24 protein-coding genes and 2 pseudogenes are annotated in these 19,288 nt (G+C 62.3%); 7 read left to right on the top strand and 19 right to left on the bottom strand.

Annotation, left to right across the window (positions count from 1 at the left end):
• Nucleotides 1-165: 165 nt before the first annotated feature.
• The 12 genes and pseudogenes from X773_RS49165 to X773_RS49115 form a co-directional block, all read right to left on the bottom strand.
• Nucleotides 166-486, bottom strand: a complete 321-nt coding sequence (locus X773_RS49165) for a hypothetical protein (RefSeq protein WP_023675729.1) — start codon at nucleotides 484-486, stop codon at nucleotides 166-168.
• A complete protein-coding gene (locus X773_RS49160; protein WP_023675728.1) occupies nucleotides 483-2,225 on the bottom strand; it encodes a portal protein in 1,743 nt (580 codons plus the stop codon). The genes X773_RS49165 and X773_RS49160 overlap by 4 nt, the downstream gene beginning before the upstream one ends.
• Before the next feature lie 247 nt (nucleotides 2,226-2,472).
• Nucleotides 2,473-3,636, bottom strand: coding sequence for an acyltransferase (locus X773_RS49155; protein WP_023675727.1), 1,164 nt, complete (start codon nucleotides 3,634-3,636; stop codon nucleotides 2,473-2,475).
• A gap of 488 nt (nucleotides 3,637-4,124) precedes the next feature.
• Nucleotides 4,125-4,718: a hypothetical protein gene (locus X773_RS49150; protein WP_023675725.1), complete on the bottom strand. Its 594-nt coding sequence runs from the start codon at nucleotides 4,716-4,718 to the stop codon at nucleotides 4,125-4,127.
• 460 nt (nucleotides 4,719-5,178) lie between these two features.
• On the bottom strand, nucleotides 5,179-5,382 hold the full coding sequence (locus tag X773_RS49145) for a hypothetical protein (protein WP_023675723.1): 204 nt from the start codon (nucleotides 5,380-5,382) through the stop codon (nucleotides 5,179-5,181).
• Nucleotides 5,383-5,452: 70 nt separating this feature from the next.
• Nucleotides 5,453-5,689 (bottom strand): annotated as a pseudogene (locus X773_RS49140) (terminase); the annotation flags it as partial.
• A gap of 51 nt (nucleotides 5,690-5,740) precedes the next feature.
• Nucleotides 5,741-6,832 (bottom strand): acetylserotonin O-methyltransferase, encoded by a 1,092-nt coding sequence (locus X773_RS49135; RefSeq protein WP_245274658.1) that lies wholly within the window; start codon nucleotides 6,830-6,832, stop codon nucleotides 5,741-5,743.
• An 82-nt stretch (nucleotides 6,833-6,914) separates the two neighbouring features.
• Complete coding sequence (locus X773_RS49130) at nucleotides 6,915-7,670, bottom strand: terminase family protein (protein WP_023675720.1); 756 nt, start codon at nucleotides 7,668-7,670, stop codon at nucleotides 6,915-6,917.
• A gap of 115 nt (nucleotides 7,671-7,785) precedes the next feature.
• On the bottom strand, nucleotides 7,786-8,331 hold the full coding sequence (locus tag X773_RS49125) for a hypothetical protein (protein WP_023675719.1): 546 nt from the start codon (nucleotides 8,329-8,331) through the stop codon (nucleotides 7,786-7,788).
• Nucleotides 8,332-9,014: 683 nt separating this feature from the next.
• Nucleotides 9,015-9,641 (bottom strand): annotated as a pseudogene (locus X773_RS49120) (terminase family protein); the annotation flags it as partial.
• A complete protein-coding gene (locus X773_RS0137510; protein WP_245274656.1) occupies nucleotides 9,607-10,005 on the bottom strand; it encodes a hypothetical protein in 399 nt (132 codons plus the stop codon). The gene X773_RS0137510 and the pseudogene X773_RS49120, both read right to left, overlap by 35 nt.
• Nucleotides 10,006-10,008: 3 nt before the next feature.
• Entirely contained in the window at nucleotides 10,009-10,416 is a 408-nt protein-coding gene (locus X773_RS49115; protein WP_023675716.1) for a hypothetical protein, read from the bottom strand.
• A 498-nt stretch (nucleotides 10,417-10,914) separates the two neighbouring features.
• On the opposite strand from X773_RS49115, the gene X773_RS49110 reads away from it, so the two are divergent.
• Both X773_RS49110 and X773_RS49105 read left to right on the top strand, forming a co-directional pair.
• Nucleotides 10,915-11,733: a methyltransferase domain-containing protein gene (locus X773_RS49110; RefSeq protein ID WP_023675715.1), complete on the top strand. Its 819-nt coding sequence runs from the start codon at nucleotides 10,915-10,917 to the stop codon at nucleotides 11,731-11,733.
• 896 nt (nucleotides 11,734-12,629) lie between these two features.
• Nucleotides 12,630-12,935, top strand: coding sequence for a hypothetical protein (locus X773_RS49105; RefSeq protein ID WP_023675713.1), 306 nt, complete (start codon nucleotides 12,630-12,632; stop codon nucleotides 12,933-12,935).
• A 71-nt stretch (nucleotides 12,936-13,006) separates the two neighbouring features.
• On the opposite strand, the gene X773_RS49100 is transcribed toward X773_RS49105, so the two are convergent.
• From X773_RS49100 to X773_RS49090, 4 genes are all read right to left on the bottom strand, one after another.
• Nucleotides 13,007-13,360, bottom strand: a complete 354-nt coding sequence (locus X773_RS49100) for a hypothetical protein (RefSeq protein ID WP_023675712.1) — start codon at nucleotides 13,358-13,360, stop codon at nucleotides 13,007-13,009.
• Between the two features lie 123 nt (nucleotides 13,361-13,483).
• Nucleotides 13,484-13,672 carry a hypothetical protein gene (locus tag X773_RS0137505; protein ID WP_031211496.1) on the bottom strand — a complete coding sequence of 63 codons (189 nt, stop codon included), beginning with the start codon at nucleotides 13,670-13,672 and terminating at the stop codon, nucleotides 13,484-13,486.
• Complete coding sequence (locus tag X773_RS49095) at nucleotides 13,659-14,090, bottom strand: DoxX family protein (protein ID WP_023675711.1); 432 nt, start codon at nucleotides 14,088-14,090, stop codon at nucleotides 13,659-13,661. The genes X773_RS0137505 and X773_RS49095 overlap by 14 nt, the downstream gene beginning before the upstream one ends.
• A 270-nt stretch (nucleotides 14,091-14,360) precedes the next feature.
• The gene (locus X773_RS49090) at nucleotides 14,361-15,113 is read right to left on the bottom strand and encodes a tryptophan 2,3-dioxygenase family protein (protein ID WP_023675710.1); all 753 of its coding nucleotides are present in this window, start codon (nucleotides 15,111-15,113) and stop codon (nucleotides 14,361-14,363) included.
• Nucleotides 15,114-15,267: 154 nt separating this feature from the next.
• On the opposite strand from X773_RS49090, the gene X773_RS49085 reads away from it, so the two are divergent.
• Complete coding sequence (locus tag X773_RS49085) at nucleotides 15,268-15,744, top strand: Lrp/AsnC family transcriptional regulator (protein WP_245274655.1); 477 nt, start codon at nucleotides 15,268-15,270, stop codon at nucleotides 15,742-15,744.
• 5 nt (nucleotides 15,745-15,749) lie between these two features.
• Here the strand turns inward: X773_RS49085 and X773_RS49080 are convergent, their stop codons facing one another.
• Entirely contained in the window at nucleotides 15,750-16,223 is a 474-nt protein-coding gene (locus tag X773_RS49080) for an Lrp/AsnC family transcriptional regulator (RefSeq protein WP_023675708.1), read from the bottom strand.
• Between the two features lie 111 nt (nucleotides 16,224-16,334).
• On the opposite strand from X773_RS49080, the gene X773_RS49075 reads away from it, so the two are divergent.
• On the top strand, nucleotides 16,335-16,901 hold the full coding sequence (locus X773_RS49075; protein ID WP_023675707.1) for an alpha/beta hydrolase: 567 nt from the start codon (nucleotides 16,335-16,337) through the stop codon (nucleotides 16,899-16,901).
• A gap of 52 nt (nucleotides 16,902-16,953) precedes the next feature.
• Here the strand turns inward: X773_RS49075 and X773_RS49070 are convergent, their stop codons facing one another.
• Nucleotides 16,954-17,913: a prohibitin family protein gene (locus X773_RS49070; RefSeq protein ID WP_023675706.1), complete on the bottom strand. Its 960-nt coding sequence runs from the start codon at nucleotides 17,911-17,913 to the stop codon at nucleotides 16,954-16,956.
• A gap of 113 nt (nucleotides 17,914-18,026) precedes the next feature.
• Nucleotides 18,027-18,197: a hypothetical protein gene (locus X773_RS76290; RefSeq protein ID WP_023675705.1), complete on the bottom strand. Its 171-nt coding sequence runs from the start codon at nucleotides 18,195-18,197 to the stop codon at nucleotides 18,027-18,029.
• A gap of 131 nt (nucleotides 18,198-18,328) precedes the next feature.
• On the opposite strand from X773_RS76290, the gene X773_RS49065 reads away from it, so the two are divergent.
• Genes X773_RS49065 through X773_RS49055 form a run of 3 tightly spaced genes read left to right on the top strand, consistent with a single transcriptional unit; the run spans nucleotide 18,329 to nucleotide 19,082 of the window.
• Nucleotides 18,329-18,583: a hypothetical protein gene (locus X773_RS49065; protein ID WP_023675704.1), complete on the top strand. Its 255-nt coding sequence runs from the start codon at nucleotides 18,329-18,331 to the stop codon at nucleotides 18,581-18,583.
• Nucleotides 18,580-18,888 carry a hypothetical protein gene (locus tag X773_RS49060; RefSeq protein ID WP_023675703.1) on the top strand — a complete coding sequence of 103 codons (309 nt, stop codon included), beginning with the start codon at nucleotides 18,580-18,582 and terminating at the stop codon, nucleotides 18,886-18,888. Before X773_RS49065 ends, X773_RS49060 begins: the two co-directional genes overlap by 4 nt.
• Nucleotides 18,889-18,899: 11 nt before the next feature.
• Nucleotides 18,900-19,082, top strand: coding sequence for a DUF3606 domain-containing protein (locus X773_RS49055; protein ID WP_023675702.1), 183 nt, complete (start codon nucleotides 18,900-18,902; stop codon nucleotides 19,080-19,082).
• Nucleotides 19,083-19,288: the final 206 nt, after the last annotated feature.

Raw genomic sequence — 19,288 nt, 5'->3', positions numbered from 1 at the left:
AATGAGGAATTGGCCGGCATTAATGATGCTCAAAGCCGACGGGCGTGGGCTAAACGGGGCTTGGCCGCGGCAACCTATGGTGATCCTGCTGTGAACTGGCCGAGGTCGCCGGAATGATCGGCCGGAGCGGGCCGTGACCCCTGCAAGGCCGGCGCTCCTAAGCCCCTACGCCTCCAGCCTCGCCGCCTTCTCCAGCGCAGCCAACTGCGCCTCGTCCAGCGTCAAAAACCCCATAATGTGCTGCACCACCTCGGCGCGGGCATTGCTGAGCGCGCTGTGCAGCTCGAAGCCGTTCGGCGTCTTGGTCTTGGCCAGCCACTCGCCATAGGACGGGCGGCGGTAATAGCCGGTTGCGGCCGCCAGGTCGGCCAGCACCATCTCGCCGTCCTGGCCCGAGAACACCCTGAGATAGGCCTTGGCCAGGGCATCCCGCGCCTTGGCCGGGCCGCCGGCCTGGCTGGAATGGGCGAAGCGTTTGCCGCTCATGCGCCCTGCCCGCCCGAAGCATCTTGCGCAGCCTGCGGCATCAGTCCGCCGAGCCCGTCGAGCAGGCCGCTGTCGCGCGCCTGCACTGCCGCCGGCACGGCATCCCTGGCGACCTTGCCGGCGGCCGCAACCGCCGCCATGCCGGCCTGTTCAGCTTGAGCCTTGGCGCGGGCATCGCGAATGCCCGCCACCTCGTCCTGGCGGCGAAAGATGCGCTGCGGACTGCGGCCGGCGCCCTGCACGATCTTCAGCGCCGCGTCGCCGTCGATATTGTCCATCACGCCGGGATCGAACTGCGCCATCTGCATGGCGGTGGTGACAACCTGGATGGTGTCGCGCGCCTCGGCCGAACGGCGCAGCACGTCGAGCGGGCCGGTGAAGGTCGGCCGCAGCGCCTTGCCGGCAAGGCTCGCCGGCGGCAGGAAGCGGCTATCTTCCTCGTAAAGTCCCTTGTCCTCGAGAATGCCCAGCTCGCGGTCGAGATTGCTGGCAAAGCCGGCCTGGATGATCGAGCCGGACGGCCCGAGCAGCGCGCCCTTCTCCTCCTGCCGGATCAAGGCTTCGGTCGCCGTCATCTGCGGGTTCTGCACCAGCGTCTGGAACAGATTGACGAACATCATGTCGCGGATCTCCTCGGCCCGGCTGTCGGCATAATTGAAGGCATAGGTCGGGTTCTGGCCGGTGGCGATCGGCGCGATCAGCGGCCGGCCGGCATCGTCGATGAGGCCGGGATAGTTCTCGCCGGGATTGAGCACCGGCACATAGTCGAGCCTTGCCTTGGAGGCGGTCGCCGGATCGGTGATCTGCTGCAGCGCGCGCAGGCCGGAGCGCCGCACGGCGTTCTCCTCGCGCACCGTCGTCAGTGCCTCGATGGTCGGCGAGATGCCGTAGGGATCGCCCTCGTAGCGGCGCCAGTTGAAGCACGATACCGGGAACGAGCGAAAACCGCTTTCCCTGACGATCGCCTCCTCGTCCTCGATGACATGGTAGGAGGCGAAGGCCGTGTCGAGATACTGGTAGGAGCCGCTCAGACTGTACATCTTGCGCTCGTCGCGCGGCTGGATGCACTGGATCAGCGAGATTTTCGTCTCGCATTTGGCGGGGTCGTCGACCAGAATCTTGATCCGCGCCGGCAGTCTGTCGTAGCCGAGCAATTGCGCCGCCTGCCGCGCCGTGCGCTCGTAGCGGCGGTGAAAGATATCGACCTGGCCCCAGCGGTTGCGCGAGAGATAGCCCTCGACTACAGGGATCGAGGCATAGCGGATCAGCGTGTCGCCAAAACCTTCCTCGGCATAGAGATAGGCCGGGCCATAGCGCACGACATTGCGCAGGCAGGCCTGCGTTGCCGGCACGAAGTTCGAATTGGCGGAGTAGCGCAGCGAGAACAGGAAGTCGCGCAGCGCTTCCGCCCATTCCTTCTCCTCGTCGGTCTCATCGTCGTTGATGGCCGCGGTCGACAGCCCATGCCATTTCTCCGACTGCGGGATGATCAGGCTCTCCAGCCCCGCGGCCAGCCGGTTGGCGGCCGAGTTGATGGTGTTGGCGTAGACACGCGCACCGCGCCGCTCCTGCCGCTCAGCCTGCGAATCGACGCCGGCCTGGCGGCGGCCACTCCACATATCGGGCGCGTCGGGATCGCAGAATTCGGACACCGCCTCCCAGACATGCTCATACTGGCTGCGCTCGCTCTCCAGTTCAGCCTGTCGCGCCAGGATATCGCGGGCACGGGAATCGCTCATGGTCAGCCTCGCTTGATGAACTCAATGGGGAAAAGAAAGAAATGGCGGGACGCCGAGGCTGCCGATCTCCCCCCTCGAGGGGGAGATGTCCGGTAGGACAGAGGGGGTCGTCTCGCGTGGATCGGCGACCCCCTCTGTCGCCTTCGGCGACATCTCCCCTCAAGGGGGAGATTGGAAGCGCCTTATTCNGCGACCCCCTCTGTCGCCTTCGGCGACATCTCCCCTCAAGGGGGAGATTGGAAGCGCCTTATTCCGCCGGCGTCGTCTCCAGCGCCGGGCTCCGCCCAAAGCGCTGCACCACGAAACGGCCCATCTTCTGGCCGGGTACTTCGATCAGCATGTAGGTGATCCAGGACAGCAGGCACACCACTGGCAAGACGACGACAGTGACGATCGCGAAGCGCAGCGGCGCCGACAGCTCGTGGCCGAACTGGGTGATGACCAGAGCCGCAACCGGCTGGAGAACCAGCAGATGGATCAGATAGATGCTGAAGGAAAGCTCACCCATCAAATGAAAGAACCTGTTGGCGAGCGTCATGGCGATGTTTCTGGCCACGATACCCGCCATTCCCGGCAGCATGCGGTAGAGAACCAAGGCAAAGAACCCCAGGACGAGCGCTTCGCGCATCAACAGCTTGCTCAGCCCATAGCCGCCGCCGAACGGCAGCGCCGCCAGCAGCATGGCCAATGCCAGATGCACGAAGGGCCGCTTTTGCCTTTGATGGACGACGCCCGCCAGCAGCATCCCGCACAGGAAAATCTGCATCTTCAGCGGCAGGAACGACGGCATCGGAAAATGCACCGACAACTGTCCCATCAAGAACACCATCGCGCTGCCGGTCGCCGCGACCAGGATGGCCGCCCATATCCAGTCAAGCCTGCGAACCAGCAGCATGATGGCCGGGAACAGTGCGTAGAACTGCATCTCCAGCCCCAGGCTCCAGTCGGGCAGCGGCGTGCGATAGGCGAAATTCGGCACCAGGCCGAACAGGAACAGCAGATGGGCGCAGATATTCTTCAGCCCGCTGTCGAGATAACGCTCGGGCGCCTGCGGCGACCGCAGCAGGAACTCGTCGATGATCATTCTCGACCCGTAGAGATAAGGGCCAAGCGCCAGGGCAGCGAACAGCATGACGTAGAACAGCGGCGCTATCCTGAAATAGCGGCGGGTCCAGAATTTCAGCCAGGTTTCCGGCCTTTGCCAGGGCTCCTTGTCCTGGCGCAGCTGGTAGTGGAACACCATCAGGAAGCCGGACAGCATGATGAACAGATCGACGCCGAGGTCCGGTTCGCCAAGAATAGGAATCTGCCAGCCGGTCAACAACAAGCAGTGCCCGATGAGCACCCAGATCGCGGCAAGCGCCCGAAGCCCGTCCAGGCACTCGATGCGCGATGACCGGGCTTCTGTCATGCCGAACTCCTCGATTGCCATGTTGCAATGCAGCATGGCGGCTGAGGGAGGAATGTCAACCGTGCGGAAGGAACACGATTTGCGCTGTGCTGTTACGGAAAAGGCGGAAGCTGCCTTGACCTTCTCCACTTGTGGGAGAAGGTGGCCGAGCGAAGCTCGGTCGGATGAGGGGTGTTGGACCGATCGCTATTTTGCAGAGGTAAGCTCTTCAAATCGCTGAAGGTTTTTTCGCCTCATTCCTTCCAGCACCCCTCATCCGGCTCGGCGCTGCCGCACCGATCCACCTTCTCCCACAAGGGGAGAAGGAAGAGCCCTCATCCCGCCTCTCTTCTTCACCAACCGCGCGTGCCGGCGCCAGTACCACCACGCCAGCACCCGGTTGCGGAACACTCGTCTCATCGCGCCCATGTCAAACCCCCAGCAGCACGCGGCGCTGGCCGGTCAGATCGCCGGGCGACAAATCGGTCTTCACGGTTCCGGCGGTGCCGTCATTGGCCGCAAGCTGGGCCCGCAACGCTGCTTCGCGCGCCTGCACGTCCTTGTCGGCAATGGTCGGTGTCGGCGGCAACGGCTTCAGCGCCGGTGGCTTTTGAAAAAGGCACATGGTTTTCTCCAAAGTGAGAGGCTCTTGTCCAGTCGTAGAGCAGAAAATCCTCGCCGTTCCGGCCATAGCCCGGCAGGCGGCAGCGTTGCGTCGCGCCAAGCCGGGCAAGCCAGCGCAGCGCCAATTCATTGGCGGCCAGCGCTCGCGCCTCGACCCGCCACGCGCCGCGCGCGGCAACTTCAGGCCCGAGCACGGCATGAAAGAATTCCGTAATCCCAGGCACGCAGCGCCTCATGCGGCGCGTGCCCCAGCTCCAGGCGATCCATAAGCCGCCGCGCTGTTCGGCAGCGCCGAAGCCGGCCTCCGGATTGCCGTCGAGCTCGGCGACATAGGCAAACCCCTGCAGCGCCGTCAACGCCAGCAGCGCCGGCGACCAGTCATCGAACTGGCAATCGATCTCGGCCCGGTCTTCGGGCCGGAGGTTGGCGGCGATGTAGGAGAGATCGCGCAAAGTGGCAGGGATGATGCGGACGGTCATGTTGGGTCATTTTCCGGCACGCTGCGAAGCGGAGAGCCCTAGGGAAACGAGGCCGCCAAGCTAGATTGACTCTCTTTGCCGTCTGGATTTCCTTGGCCTGTGACTTGTGGATGTACCTATGGGACAAGCGCATGACTTGTCGTAACTGTGCGCCGATCAAGGAGACCCGTACGATCTTTAGCACCGGTCGTCTCGCGGCGGCGATCACGATGGCCAAAGAGGCCATACGCGACGGTATTCTGCAGGAAGTACCGGGTGGTCCTATGTCGAGTGTCATCCCGTTTTCGGATCTCAACCCGGATGGACCATGGGACGATCTGCTTCGTTACCGCTTTCGGTGCACGACCTGCGCACAGGTTTTCTTGCTCTCCGCAGAGACCTATCATGGCAGCGGCGGCGAATGGGCTAAGGAGCCCGGCTAAGCTTTTCGGCGCTTCGTCCTATGCGTCCGCCGCGAATCTCAGTCCTGGCGTATCTTCGCGGACATCCGGCTGTCGATCTCGGTCAGCTTGGCGAGAATGCCTTCCTGCGCCTGCACCATCGCCTGTTGAACGCGGATCAGCTTGAAGGTGAGCCAGATCGTTACCCAAAGGCTTGCTGCGAGATAAATCAGCATCGGCATCCAGGAGATGAATATCCCGAGCAGCGAGTTTTCCGATTCCATATTGCCCCCTAACATGATGTTGCCGCTACGTCGTCGTTTTGCCGCCGGGCGTGCATAAACGCAAGCATCGTCACCGAAACGCCCCCAGCGGATCGCTCTGCCCGGCCTTCCGCCGCGCGGCCTTGAACACCGCGGGGTCGACCTGCGCTTCCCTCAGCATCATCACGCCGTAGCGTGTCGCTGCCATCAAATCGTCGCGCAGCTTCACCACCTGGCCGTCCCTGCGATGATAGAGACGGAACTCCTCGAACCAGGGCAAGAGCGTCGAAACCACCTTGAAGCGGCCTGATTGCATGCGGCCGAGCATCGGCCCGACCGCCACCGAGCCGCCGGCGAACTGCGCGCGGGTGCCAAGCCTCTATTTGTAAGCCACTGCTGCGCTTGCAGGTCCCGCCAATGGAATAATCTCGCAGCGACTAAACCCTGCCACTTTGCACCACTCGGTGAACTGGGCGCCGGTGAAGTCAAACGCCTCGCCAAATTCGATCAGCATGTTCAGCGACATCATGAGACCGAAGCCGTTTTGCCTGCGTTCATCGTCGATGATGTTCTCGATGGCGACCAGCGCGCCGCCGGTCGGCAATGCACGATAGGCCTTGGCGATCAGCATTTTCTTGTTCTCGAGATTCCAGTCGTGAAGGATCATTCCCATCGTGATGATGTCCGCCTTGGGGAATTCGTCCGCGAAGAAGTCGATCGTCTCGGCGATGACCCGGCCGCCGAGATTGCGCTCCCTCAAGCGCCGTTCGGCGATCGGCTGCACATCGGCGAGATCGCACGTCCGGCATTGCATGTGCGGATGCCGCGCCGCGACGATGGCCGAAAGCTGCCCGGTTGCGCCGCCTATATCGGCCAGCGTCTTATATTTGGAAAAGTCGAATTTCTCGGCAAACGCCGTGAAATTGCCCATGGAGATGCCGCTCATCGCGTCCATGAACTGCTCCAGGCGCGCCGGGTCCGCATAGAGCTCGCCGAACATCGACTTGCCTGTCTCCTTGATCTCGTTTTGAGGCTTTCCGGTTTGCAATGCCGGTGTGAGATCGCCCCAGAACCGATACAGTCGTGCGTTCGCCATCTCAAGGATTCCACCGATGTATTGGGGGCTCCGCTTGACCAGGAACAGCGCGGTCGATGGCGTATTGCCGTATTTGCCGGTTTCACCGGCGCCGTCCCTCTGCAGCAATCCGAGCGCGACGAGGGTGTCGAGAAAATCATACGTTGCGCGCGGATGCAGCCTCATCGCGCCTTGCAGTTCGAGGCCCGTTTTGGGGCCGTCCGCAAGCAGCGAGAAGAGTCCCAGTTCCACGGCGCTCAACAATGTCTTGGCTGGCCAGAACCCAAAGCCAATTTGCAGTATGTGGTCTGGAGAAATTCCGTTTTTCATCTGATCCTCCCCTATCGGCGAATGCCCCCGTGAGGCCACGCCGATGCGTCCCTTGAGCGGGATCATTCGATGCTACACCACGTCCACGGACGTTCACTACAGTTTTCCAATCGGAGCCGGAGCGCATTGCCTCCCTCCCCGATTTTCCTCACCGAAACGCCCCCAGCGGATCGCTCTGCCCCGCCTTCCGCCGCGCGGCCTTGAACAGAGCCGGGTCGACCACCGCTTCCCTCAGCATCATCACGCCGTAGCGGGTCGCCGCCATCAAATCGTCGCGCAGCTTCACCACCTGGCCATCCCGGCGGTGATAGAGCCGGAACTCCTCGAACCACGGCAAAAGCGTCGAGAACACCTTGAAGCGGCCGCTCTGCATGCGGTCGAGCATCTCCATCAGCCCGGCCTCGACCGATACCGAACCGTCGGCGAACTGCGCATGGCTGGCGAGCATGTTCAGCCCGTGCGCGGAATATTGCCTGGCAAGTGCGGTGCCGGCACCTTCCAGCGTCTCGCGGCGGCCGTCGCGCGGCCATGCCCATGGCAGCCAATCGCCCCACGGTTTCAGCGTCAGCGCCTGCATGGCGGGAGTCTGCTGCGAGGCACGGCAGGCCTTCGTGACATAGACGACATCGGCCTCCGTATCCCAGGCGAGCTCGACCGCGGCCGACGGATGGTCCCAGCCGAAATCGAGCGCGCCGAGCCTTGGCCAATAGCGCGGCGGCGGGAACGGCTCGCAGGCGATCAGCTCCTCGGCCACCGGAAAGATGCGGCCGGAGCTGAGCACCGGAATGCCCTTGGCCCGCGCCTCGCGCTCATGCGCCGGATAGGCGGCAATGACCTCGGCGCGCTGCTGCGGCGTATAATGCTCGGCATCGTCGATGGTCATGAAGGTGACGTGGCGGGTCATTGTGCGCCCTCGCGGCATTGAATCGTGGTGGCAGGCGCGCGCTCCAACGCCCCGCCTCGCAGCTCCGTTTGCATCGCTCGGAACACCTGCCACGGAGCCGGTCGAAAAGTCGGGATCAGATCGTCCGACGTTTGATGCGCACGACTTTCGGCGCCTGTGCATCCATGAACATGTAGCACCGGCCTAGCAGCGCCTTTTTGCCAAAATCATCGAATACGTTCTGCCCGAGCGGCGTGAACAACACCTCGTCGGTCGTCAGTCCGTCCTGGTGGCGAGCCTCGATCTCTGGCCAATGCGCCTTTGCAATATCGGTCAGCACGACGTTGAAGGCAGGATGATTGTAACTGACCAACAAATTGCCATCGTCCATATCAGATGGTTTCATGTCCGGGTGGTAGTTGTAGATCTCGGCAAGCGTCTGGATGGCTGCCAAGGATGCAGCGCCATCGGAAAGACCAGCCTCCGTCAGCACACAGGTGCCGTTTTCAAGGATGGCAAAGTCACGCTCCTGGTTGAAGTAGTAGCCAATGCGCTCTTCGATGCGATCGATGGGCTGCGAAAACGATGGCCGCCATTTCGGGACAGGAGGAGAAGTTGCTGACATGCCGACGTTGCCTTCTGGTGATACGACAATTGACGAAAGGCCGCCGATCAACACCATTCGTCTATTCATAGTTGTGATCTCCCGCCCAATGTAGCCAGTCTAGTTCCGGATCATGGCTTGGCAACCGCGCTGGTCATGAAGGGGACGTGGCGGCTCATGCGCGATACCTTGCTGGAGCAAAACCGGGACGGCGCGCGACGAACACAGGCGGGCCGGCTAATGGCCCTGAAGTATCTTGATCAACTTACTTTCGTAGGTAGGTCGCGACAATCCATTTTTGTAATCCGCGTACGTCATTCGCCCGCTCACCGCCGCATCAGTCCAGCGTTTGCAGTACACCTCTGGCAATGCTTCAACACTTGTGTTTATTATTCTTGCCCATTGTTTGCGGTAACCTAGTGGCTTTGCCCCTAATCCCACCGCACACTGAGTCATAAAATCCTTTTTGAAAGCTGGACTTCTTTGTATTCCAGCGTTGATTGTATTGAACCGGCTCTCAGTCACTACGCATCCTGAAAGCATTATTGCACCGATCACGACTAGCGACCGATAGTGATTTCCCACTGCCCACCCCTCCGTTGCGGCTCTCATCCTCCGTCCAAATAACTACAATTTTGCTGCAAAGAGAAGTGCTCCACACTATTCCGTGCGCCACAGTCAGCTGGGATAATGATTGCGCCGGGCTGGCTTATTCAGCCGATTGCTTCCCCTTCACCAATGAACTCGACCTGCTCAGCCGACAAAAACAGCAGCACCACGTCCGACATGCCGAGCAGCGGCGTGAAGGTGACGATGGTGATGCCGCCGGTGGCGTTGGTGCGGGTCAGCCCTTCGGAATAGATGTCGAGCGGCGGCTCCTCGTCGAACCAGACGCCGTGCAGCGTTTCGCCCTGCCATTTCTCGCGACCCTTCTCGTAGCTCTTGAACGACAGCACCGATTCACCGGCCTGGACGTCGCCGCCGCCGCCCCAGCGCACCACGACGCTGTCGAGCGCGCCCGGCGCCCGTCCCGCCATCGTGCTGACGATGGCGTCGGCCGGGATCATGCCGGTGCCGGCCGCCTGCTGCTGCGGCGGGCCGATCAGGATGCGCTGCGGGTTATCGCGCGTGCTTTCGCCGGTGACGCCGGCCGCCCACATCCGAACCGGACAATCGAAAACCTTGCCTTGCCACCAATCTGGATAGCGGCCGGTGAGGTGCATCGCCCATTCGGCGCCGCCGGCCCTGGTCTTGCCGAGCTGGTTGCCGGCCATGAACAGGCGCTCGCGATTGGTCGCGCCGGCTGCATGGAACTCGGCCTGCCTGGGATAGGGCCGATAGGCGGCAAGCTGGTTAGTGCGGCGCCTGCGGTCCAGCTCCGCCAGCAGGCTGAGATATTCCGTCCTTGCCGCCCGGCTGTGCGAGGCCTTTTGCGAAGCCCGGCTTCTCGAGGAACGGCCTAAGGACGGCTTCGAGGCCGCGGATGCGCTGCCTGATTTCGTCATCGCTCAATGCATCCAGATTGTTGATGTTGACACTAATATCCTTGGGCAGCACCGACAGCACGAGCTTCAGGTACTGGTCGGGCTTTTCGGCGCGCACCTCGGCGATAACGCCGGCGCCATGGGCGCGAAAATCGGCGCGGATCGCTTCGAGAAAGCCGTCGGCCAGCGTCTTCTTCGCCCGCTTGGTTCGGCTGCCGGGTGCTTGATCGTGCGGCTGCGGATCGCCGGTGGAAGGAGCTTCGGCCATGCCCTACTCCGCCGTCCCAGCGGAGACCGCCGGCTTCTTGTTGCCTGGCCGCACGATGCGCTTGCGCGGCCTGGCCTTCTTGCCGGCGCGTGCCGACTTCGGCTTCCGCGGCTGGCTTGCCGGTTTCGCATCAGTCGTCGTGCCGGGCTTCATCGCACCGGCGTCAGGCAAGGCATTCAGCCTTGCCCTGAGAATTGCCACCGCCTTGCCGTCGAGTGCTCCCGACGGGAAGCCAAAGCCGCCGACCGCATCGACGGTACCGCCGCGCACCATGCCGATCCGCACGCCGGCGGCCACCTGCTCGAAGCGGCCATGGCGTGCATAGGGTGCGGTGCCGGCGAACTCGCCAATGGCGCTGACGACCTCGCGGCCGTCATCGTCGGTGATGATGGTGGCATAACGGTTGGACATGGGGTGTTCTCTGAAGTGGGCGCACGGGCGCGTTGGGAAATCTATGGACGATAGGTGGTTGCGGACCGGGATAGTCGGTCGCGTTCATTTGCGCCGACATACCTCGGCAGCACACGCAACATTCGGTCGAACAGGAGCCCGAAATGAAAAACCCGCCTCGGCGGGCGGGTCGTTGGAGCCAATTGGCACCATACCCAGATTAGTAGCATAGCTGCCGGCACAAAGCAAGAACAAAATGTGNCGCAACATTCGGTCGAACAGGAGCCGGAAATAAAAAACCCGCCTCGGCGGGCGGGTCGTTGGAGCCAATTGGCACCATACCCAGATTAGTAGCATAGCTGCCGGCACAAAGCAAGAACAAAATGTGGCGCGGTGGAAGAAAATGCACTGACGACCTCGCACCCTCGTCGGTGAACGGCTGGAAGGAGGGCGAAAAGGGCGGGCATTGCGTGAGACTTGCGTTGATGGGATGGTGGTTGCGCTTGAGGGGAACGCGTCATGGGCAATGTCACCAGTCACTACGGCAGCGACGGCATCGTCGATCGCATATTGGCCGCGATCCCGGACGCCGACCCGGCCGGAAAACTCGCGGCCGCGCAACTCTATCCATTCGATCAGCTCCATGGCCGCGAACTGATCGCCACGCGGGAGCATGCGGCCCGTCTTGCTCCTTCGCCGACAGATCGGATCCTGGATATCGGCAGCGGCATTGGCGGGCCGGCAAGGTTTCTGGCCTCGACCTATGGCTGCCAGGTCGACGGCATCGACCTGACACCAGCCTTTGTCGCCGCGTCGAGCCGACTGACCGCACTCAGCGGACTGGCAGACAAGGTTCGCTTCCATCAGGCCGACGCGACGAAACTGCCTTTTGGCGACAGCACCTTCGATGCGGCGATCTGCTTCTATGTCGGCATGAACATCGAGAACAAGGCCGCGGTCATCGACGAGGCCTGGCGCGTGCTGAAACCGCGAGGCAGGCTGATCTGGACCGAAGCCGTGCTCGCCGGCGGCGAGCCCTACTATCCCATGCCCTGGGCGGTTTCTGCGGCGACCAGCCACCTCGCCGATCGGGAAAAATTGAAAACCCTGTTTGTCGATGCCGGATTTCGCATCGACGAAATCGTCGACGAAACCGGCGAACATGTTGAGCTGGCGCTGAAGAGGGCCAATTCCGGCATCGTGCCCTCGCCGGCGCAGCAGCAGGCAAATGAAGTCGTCATGGGCGCGGAATTCCTGCAGCGCCGCCGCAACTACATCCGAAGCCTGAGTGACGGAAAACTCGCCTCGCTCGCCGTGATCGTCTCCAAATCGGCCTGAAAACAAAAACCCGCCTCGGCGGGCGGGTCGTTGGAGCCAATTGGCACCATACCCAGATTAGTAGCATAGCTGCCGGCACAAAGCAAGAACAAAATGTGNAAAACCCCGCCTCGGCGGGCGGGTCGTTGGAGCCAATTGGCACCATACCCAGATTAGTAGCATAGCTGCCGGCACAAAGCAAGAACAAAATGTGGCGCAGTGGCAGAAAAATGCGAATTCCGTTCAGCGCCTCGCCTTGTCCGCCTCCCGATTGACCTTCCAAGAAGACCGCTAGGCTGCATTCCTTCGCGCCCCTCTCTGTCCTGCCGGACATCTCCCCCACTTGGGGGGAAATCGGCTTTCGCGCCGGCTTTCGCCAATCTCCAACGTTGCAGGAAGAGCGCAGCGCCGAAACCGCCAATCTCCCCACTTGAGGGGGAGATGGCCGGCAGGCCAGAGGGGGGTACTGTCCCGGGCGCTGTCCCGCCGACTTCACAGCCGGCAACACAAGCAACGTTCGATCGAAAAGAAGCCTGAAAACAAAAACCCGCCTCGGCGGGCGGGTCGTTGGAGCCAATTAGCACCATACCCAAATTAGTAGCATAGCTGCCGGCACAAAGCAAGAACAAAATGTGGCAAACCGGACAACCGCNTCGTTGGAGCCAATTAGCACCATACCCAAATTAGTAGCATAGCTGCCGGCACAAAGCAAGAACAAAATGTGGCGCGGCGACAAAAAACCGAATTTCTCTTCGGCGCCTCGCGTTGCCCGCCAGCCACTTTGTGGGCGCGAACGCAGCGTCGGCAATTGGCGCTTCCTCCATTTGCCGAGGCATCTCACCGGCCGACGAGCAGCCGCAGCCGCGGATCAGAACAGGCATTCGCGCGTTTGACCCTTAGCCATGGGAGCAAAAATCATGAACGTCGCCAATCTGCAACTCGAAGGCCTGCTTATGGCCATCGCATCGATCAATCAGGTTCTGGTCCGCAAGGGCGTGCTCTCTGTCGAGGAGATAGACATCGCCTTGCGCAAGGCCGAAGCCAGCGAGACCAACGAGGAAAGGTCCGAAGGCATGTCGGCGTCCAGCCGCGACGCCGTCAACTTCCCGATCCGACTGCTGGAGTTGGCCAATCAATGTCAGCCGGAGACGGACATGCCGTCCTTCTCGAAACTGGCACGCATGGTCGGTCAGATCAAGGAACCTTACAACGACCAGATGTGACGCGGCGATCATAACTGACGCCGCGACAACGGCTTGCCGCGCCAGGGCGGCAAGACTGCTGGCGGCGCCTGCTAGCGGCCCTGCAGGATCTTGATCAACTTGCTGCTGTCGGCCCCCGGCGAAGAAAGCCTGCGGTAGTCCGCGTAAGTCAGCCTGCCATTAGCAACGGCATTAAAGAGCCGGTTACAAAAGGCGCTATCGTATTTTGCGACACTGACATTCATGATTGCCGCGTAAGTCGTTCTTTCGTTGAGCGGCGTGGACCTCTCGCGTGCAATGCATTCGTTGATCGCCACGCGCTTGGTGACAGGGCTGCCTTCAAGCGTGGTATGCATCGTGTTGAATTCGCCTTCGGTCAAGGTAGTGCAGCCGGCAAGCAGAGACGTGCCTATCATGGCGGCAGCAAAACGCGTGGCGATGTTCATGAATTCCCCCTCAAGACCCGCGTCTTGCTTAGCCCGCCGAATGTTGGAAGTACAGAGGGAATGCAGGCGCATCTACGAAAAGCATAAACCTCGAACGCTCGTACTTTAGCTGTCGCTTTTATTTCAATCGAACTGCGATGGCCTGAATGACGGTATCCAGCCGTTCTCGATCGTCACGACGATGCTGGTGCGGATCGTGCTGCCGATCTGGCCCTGGTCGCGGTCATAGACCCGGCCGGGATCGTCGCAGCCACCCTTCTGAGCGCCTTTACGAGAACGCCGGATGCGAGATTGGGCATCACGCCCTGCCAAGCCTCAGCGCCAGGACCCTGCCCGGCCCGTGCACGGCGGCGAACAGCAGCCCGGCCAGGAAGGTGAAGTGATCGACGAAGAAGCCGAACTCGGCCTGGTTGCCGGCCCAGTGCGACGGCCCGTGGAAGGCGAAGCCGAGGAACAGCACATAGGCGCCGGCGACGAGTGCTGCCCATGAGAAGAAGGCGCCGGTCAGGAAGCATAGAACGAGGACGACCTCGAGCAGGGCTGCGCACCAGGCCAGGAACAGCGGGAACGGAAATCCAGCCGCCGCGATATAGCCGGCGGTGGCGCCGATATCGACGAATTTGAAGATCACGGCCATCAGGAAGACGGCGGCAAAGATCAGGCGGGCGATAAGGATTGCCGCGGTCTGCCACGGCGACTGAACGGTTGATTGAGCGGTTTCCAAGGTCATGATGTCCTCCCAAGAGTTACGATGGTTGTGCCCCAAGGACGCACCACCAACCGCAAGCCCGACATCATCCCCCGAAAAACCTGCAGGATACAAGCGGGCGACACCAAAGTGGCGCCTTCCCTTCTCCCCTTGTGGGAGAAGGTGTCGCCGAAGGCGACGGATGAGGGGTGCTCCAGCTTGGCGCCGGCGGCACTCCGTCCAACACCCCTCATCCGTCTCGGCGCTGCGCGCCGATCCACCTTCTCCCACAAGGGGAGAAGGAAGGTTGTACTACCCCACCTTGACCCCCGGCTTGCTGATCGGCTCCCGTACCGTTCCATACTGGCTGCCCCAGCGGTCGGTCATCGCCCAGCGTATGTCCCAGAGTTCCGGGAAGAAGCGGTGGCGGGCGCCGGCTTCCAGCAATTCGACCGGCCGGCCCTTCAGCGATTTCGCGCCGAGGCCGATCGTGCGGTGGATGAGATAGAGGTGGTTGGCACGGAATTTCTGGAACAGCTCGTCGAACTCGATCAGCGCTTCGGCAACGACATAGCTGTCGCCGTGATCGTAGCCGGTATCGTAGACATCCTCGACCGAAAGGCCGCGGTCGTCGAGGTATGACGCCTTGAAGGCCCGCCACAGATCGGGCGGCAGGCGCAGCAGCTGCTTGAAGCCCGGCGATTCCTGGCCGCTGCCATTGCCGAGCTGCAGCCGGATCTGCTGGTACTCCTTGGGCGACATGGTTTCGAGCAGGTCGAGCTGCGCCGTCATCAGCCGCATCAGCCGATGCACGCGCCCCATCAGCGTGACGACGCGATGCGTGTCCTGCTTTTCCAGGAAATCGACGACGTCGATCAGCGTGTAGGCGATGAGCTTCATCCACAGCTCCTCGACCTGGTGCACGATCTGGAACTGCAACTCGTCGGCATTCACCATCTCGGCCAGCGGCTTCTGGCAGGCCAGCAGCCTGTCGCATTTGAGGTAGACGCCATAGTCGCGCATCTCAGGCGTTTCGATGCGGGCATAATAGTCCTGCTTGTCCATGGCCATGCTCCTTGCCGCGGCCGTTGGGCCGCAGGCGTTTGTTGGATCCCAGCCCGAGTCTAATCGCTTTCTTGCCGAACATTGTCCCTTTCTGTTATTCGATTGGCGGGAAACGAAGGACGAAAATTGTCACTGAAGCAGATTGGAAGAACGAATGATGCTGGATGCGGTCGACCGGAAGATCGTCGCGGCGCTCGAACGCGAGGCCCGCATCTCCTTTGCCGCGCTCGCCGATGAGGTCGGCTTGAGCAAGACGCCGTGCTGGAAGCGGGTCAAGGCGCTTGAGGACGCCGGCGTCATCCGCGGCTACTCGACCCGGATCGACCCGGCCAAGCTCGGCTTCGGCATCGAAGCCTTCATCCAGGTGTCGATCGATTTCGAGCTATCGGACGCCTTCGAGGCGGCGGTCAAAAAGCATCCGCTGATCCGCCGCTGCCACGCCACGACTGGCGAGGCCGACTATCTCCTGCAGATCGTCACCGTCGACATGATGGCGCTCGACAGGATGCTGCGCGAGGAGCTCAGCCGGCTGCCCGGCGTGCGGCGCACGATCACCTCGATGGCGATGCGCGAGATCAAGGGCGGCATCTCGTTCGCCAATGCCGTCGGGCATACGCAGACCAAGCGATAGACCGGTCAGGCCCTGGTCATCAATTCGCGTCCCAGCCGCTTCGGTTGCTCGGCGCGCAGAACCACATTTGTCGTCACCGTGCCGTGGTGGCCGATGCTGTCGACGATGCTTTCAAGATCGGGCGGTGACGGGACCACGACCTTGACCAGAAAACAATCCTCGCCGGTCACCCGCAGCACCTCGACCACCTCCGGCAATTGGGCGAACTTCTTCAGGCAGGCCTGGATATGCTCATGCGTGGTGCGCAGGCGGATGACCGCCATGGTGCCGAGCCCGAGCGCTGCCGAATTGATCACCGCCTTGTAACCGGTGATGACGCCGCGCTCCTCCAGCCGCTTCACCCGTTCCGAGGTGGCGGGCTGGGACAGTCCGACGCGGCGGCCAAGCTCGGAGATGCCGATGCGGCCATCCTCCTGCATGATCTCAATGATCGCCAGATCGGTGGGGTCGAGCCTTGGCCGATAATCGCCGTTCCGCATGATCGCCTCTAATCCATCGGATTTCGTCGCTGCTTTCCGATGATCTCTCATTCCGCCACCTGGGAGAAGACCTAGAATTGCACGCGCTGCATCAGGAAAGAAGGGCTTCGCATGACCGACGTCATCATTGTGCCGGGCATCGGCGGATCGGGCAAAGCCCACTGGCAGACACGTTGGCAGCAGGCAAACCCGGCGATGCGGCGGTTCAACCCGGCGAGTTGGGACGCGCCGGACCTCGACGACTGGGTGGCTGCGCTGGAAACCGCTGTATGCCAGGCAAGGACACCGCCGGTGCTCGTCGCCCACAGCCTCGGCTGTCTGCTCGTCGTGCACTGGCAGCGGATCTCCCCCCGCTCTATCGGCGGCGCGTTGCTGGTCGCGGTTCCGGACCCTGCGTCGCCGGCCTTCCCCTCCTCCGCCCGGGCCTTCGCCGACGCACCGCAACAACGGCTTCGCTTTCCGTCGCTGATTGTCGCCAGCACCAACGATCCCTACGGCTCGCTGGACTATGCCAGGGCGAAATCCGAGCGATGGGGCAGCGATCTCCATATCGCCGGACCGCTTGGCCACATCAATGGCGACAGCGGGCTCGGCGACTGGCCGGCGGGAATGGAGCTGCTGACAGCTTTTCTAAGTCAAACGCAGGCAATCGCCCGAGGCGCCGTGCTTCAGCCGTAACCGCACCAGGACGGCTATCGCGCCGCCGCCCTGATCTGGTTTGCGCCGCGCCTCAGTTCGATGCTGCGGCAGGCGTGCTGAGTTCGAGGAACGGTACGGTCGAGCCCGGGATCATCGACTTCGGCAATTCGCCGTTCCATCTCTCCGCCTTGGTCAGTTCGACCAGCAGCGGATTGTTGGCGATTGCGGCGGCGCGAGCCTTGATGGCGCCCGCGGTCGCATCGCCTTCGACCCTGGTCTTGTAGGCGCTGGCCTCGGCTTCGGCCTTGACGCTGTCGGCGCGGCCCTTGGCCTGGGTGACGGCGATATCGGCCTTGATCTTTTCCTGCTGCAGGTTCTGTTCCTGCTTCTGCACCTCGACCTGCGCCGTCATCCTGGCTTCGACCGCCTGCTCGTAGGCGTCGGAGAAGTCGATGTTCTCGACCTGCACGCTGTCTATCATCACCGGGCCGTCGGTTACCGCCGCGATGGCGTCGGCGACGTCCTTGTTGAACTTCGCCCGGTTCTGGATAACCGACACCGCGTCGTACTGGCCGAACACCGTCTTGATCTCCTGCGGTGCTTTCCTGGCAATGACACGGTCGGCCAGTGCCTCGATCGATCCATAATTGGTGTAGACGTTGCTGACTTCGGCGGCCGGCACGTGGAAGTTGACGGTAACGCGCATGTCGGCCGGCTGCTGGTCGCGCGAATAGGCCTGCATGGCCGGCAGGCCGCTGCAATCGTTCTGGTTTTCGCAGCCCCATTTGAGCACCTGCTGGCGCAAGCTGATCTTCTCGACGCGCTGCAGCCACGGCAGCTTGAAATGCAGTCCGGGATCGACGACCGAACTCAGCGCCCCGTTGGTCAAGAGCACGCCGCGGTCGCCCTGGTCGATCGTGTACCAGGACCCCAGGAGCGCAAAGACGCCGAGCGCCAAGATGACGAGTGCGATCAGGCCGGAACCGATCGATCCCGATGCCATCCCCGGCTTGCCCTGCGGACGGCTTGAATTGCCTTGCGTTTCGGTCATCACCCCACCCCAACCTGATTGCCCGTGCTGCTTTTGCCCACAATAGTGGCGGCATTGCAATCCTCTGGATATGGAAGGACCTTCGCGCCAGCCGGCCGGACCGGCGGGGTGGTTCAGGCCGGCTGGCGGATTTCCCCTGCAGCCGCCGCAGCGGGCTGGGACGCGTTGCCTGGCGTCTCCTTCTGCCGTTCGGCATCGCTTTTGCGCTTCGGGCAATCCTCGTAATTGTGGTCGCGCCCGCCGCAGTAGGAGCAGCATTGTGCCGGCGCGTCGGGGCGAAGCATTGTTGGCATGCACAAGAATGCACTAAAACCCGACAGATTGCGAAGCCTTCGGCGCCGGCAAGGTCGATTTCACCACGGAACCGCTGGCGGCGCCTGAAGGTTATCTGCTCATTGCAACCGGAGCACAGGACATGGCCGACGACCAGAACCGCTACGAGACCGGCGCGAGGAAATATCCGGCAAAGACGAGCCCCGACGCGGCCGACGAATTCTCGCAGGATGCGGCCGGCAACAAGCCGCCTCCCGGCGGCATGGGATTGACCAGGCCGGCTGACGATTTCGACGACAAGACCCGGCATTCGGAGGGCCAGAACCCGCCGCGCACAGCGATCCGGCCAGACGGCAAGGCTACCGCCAAGAAGCCCGGCAAGGACGCAAGACGATGAACGTCGCCAATCTCCAGCTCGAAGGATTGATGATGGCGATCGCGGCCGTCAACAACGCGCTGGTCCACAAGGGCCTGCTGTCGGTCGACGAGGTCGACATGGCGTTGCGCCGCGCCGAGGCGGCGATGACCAGCGACGAGCGTCTCTATGAAGACATGTCGCCATCCAACCGCGACGCCGTCTGCTTTCCGCTCAGGCTGCTGCAGGCGGCCAACAATGCCCAGGGTGAAACCGGCGTACCGTCCTTTGCCGAACTGGCCAGGATGGTCGGCCGGACCAAGGAGCCCTATAACGACCAGATGTGATGGAGGACGCCATGGCCGACGACAAATCCAAGACCAAGCAGGATCGCAAACTGGTCTCAGGCGAAGAGCCTTACGAGGTCGCTGCCTTTGCCCGCAAATACGGCATACCGCAAAGCGAGGCCGCGACCATCATCAAGCGTTACGGCCCCTCGAGGAGGAAGCTCGACGCGCATATGGCGAGCCGCAACGCCTGATCCAATTCTGGCGGCGGCCGCCTTCATGCCGGAAGCGTCCCTGCCCTGCCGCCTTGTCGAGAGTATCGGCACCGTCAGCCGTGACCTGTCGGGTTCGCCCCTGTGGGATTCAACGCCTGGTTTTGACAGCCGCGGAATACTCGCGCGGCGCAACAACTCATTTACCTCGACGCTGTACCAGTCCGGTGAGCAAAGCCGGGGGTCGG

Source organism: Mesorhizobium sp. LSJC280B00, assembly GCF_000502835.1.
In the GTDB taxonomy this organism is placed as follows: Bacteria; Pseudomonadota; Alphaproteobacteria; order Rhizobiales; family Rhizobiaceae; genus Mesorhizobium.
The sequence above is the reverse complement of the archived record's forward strand: the minus strand, read 5'-3'. Positions and strand labels throughout refer to the sequence as shown.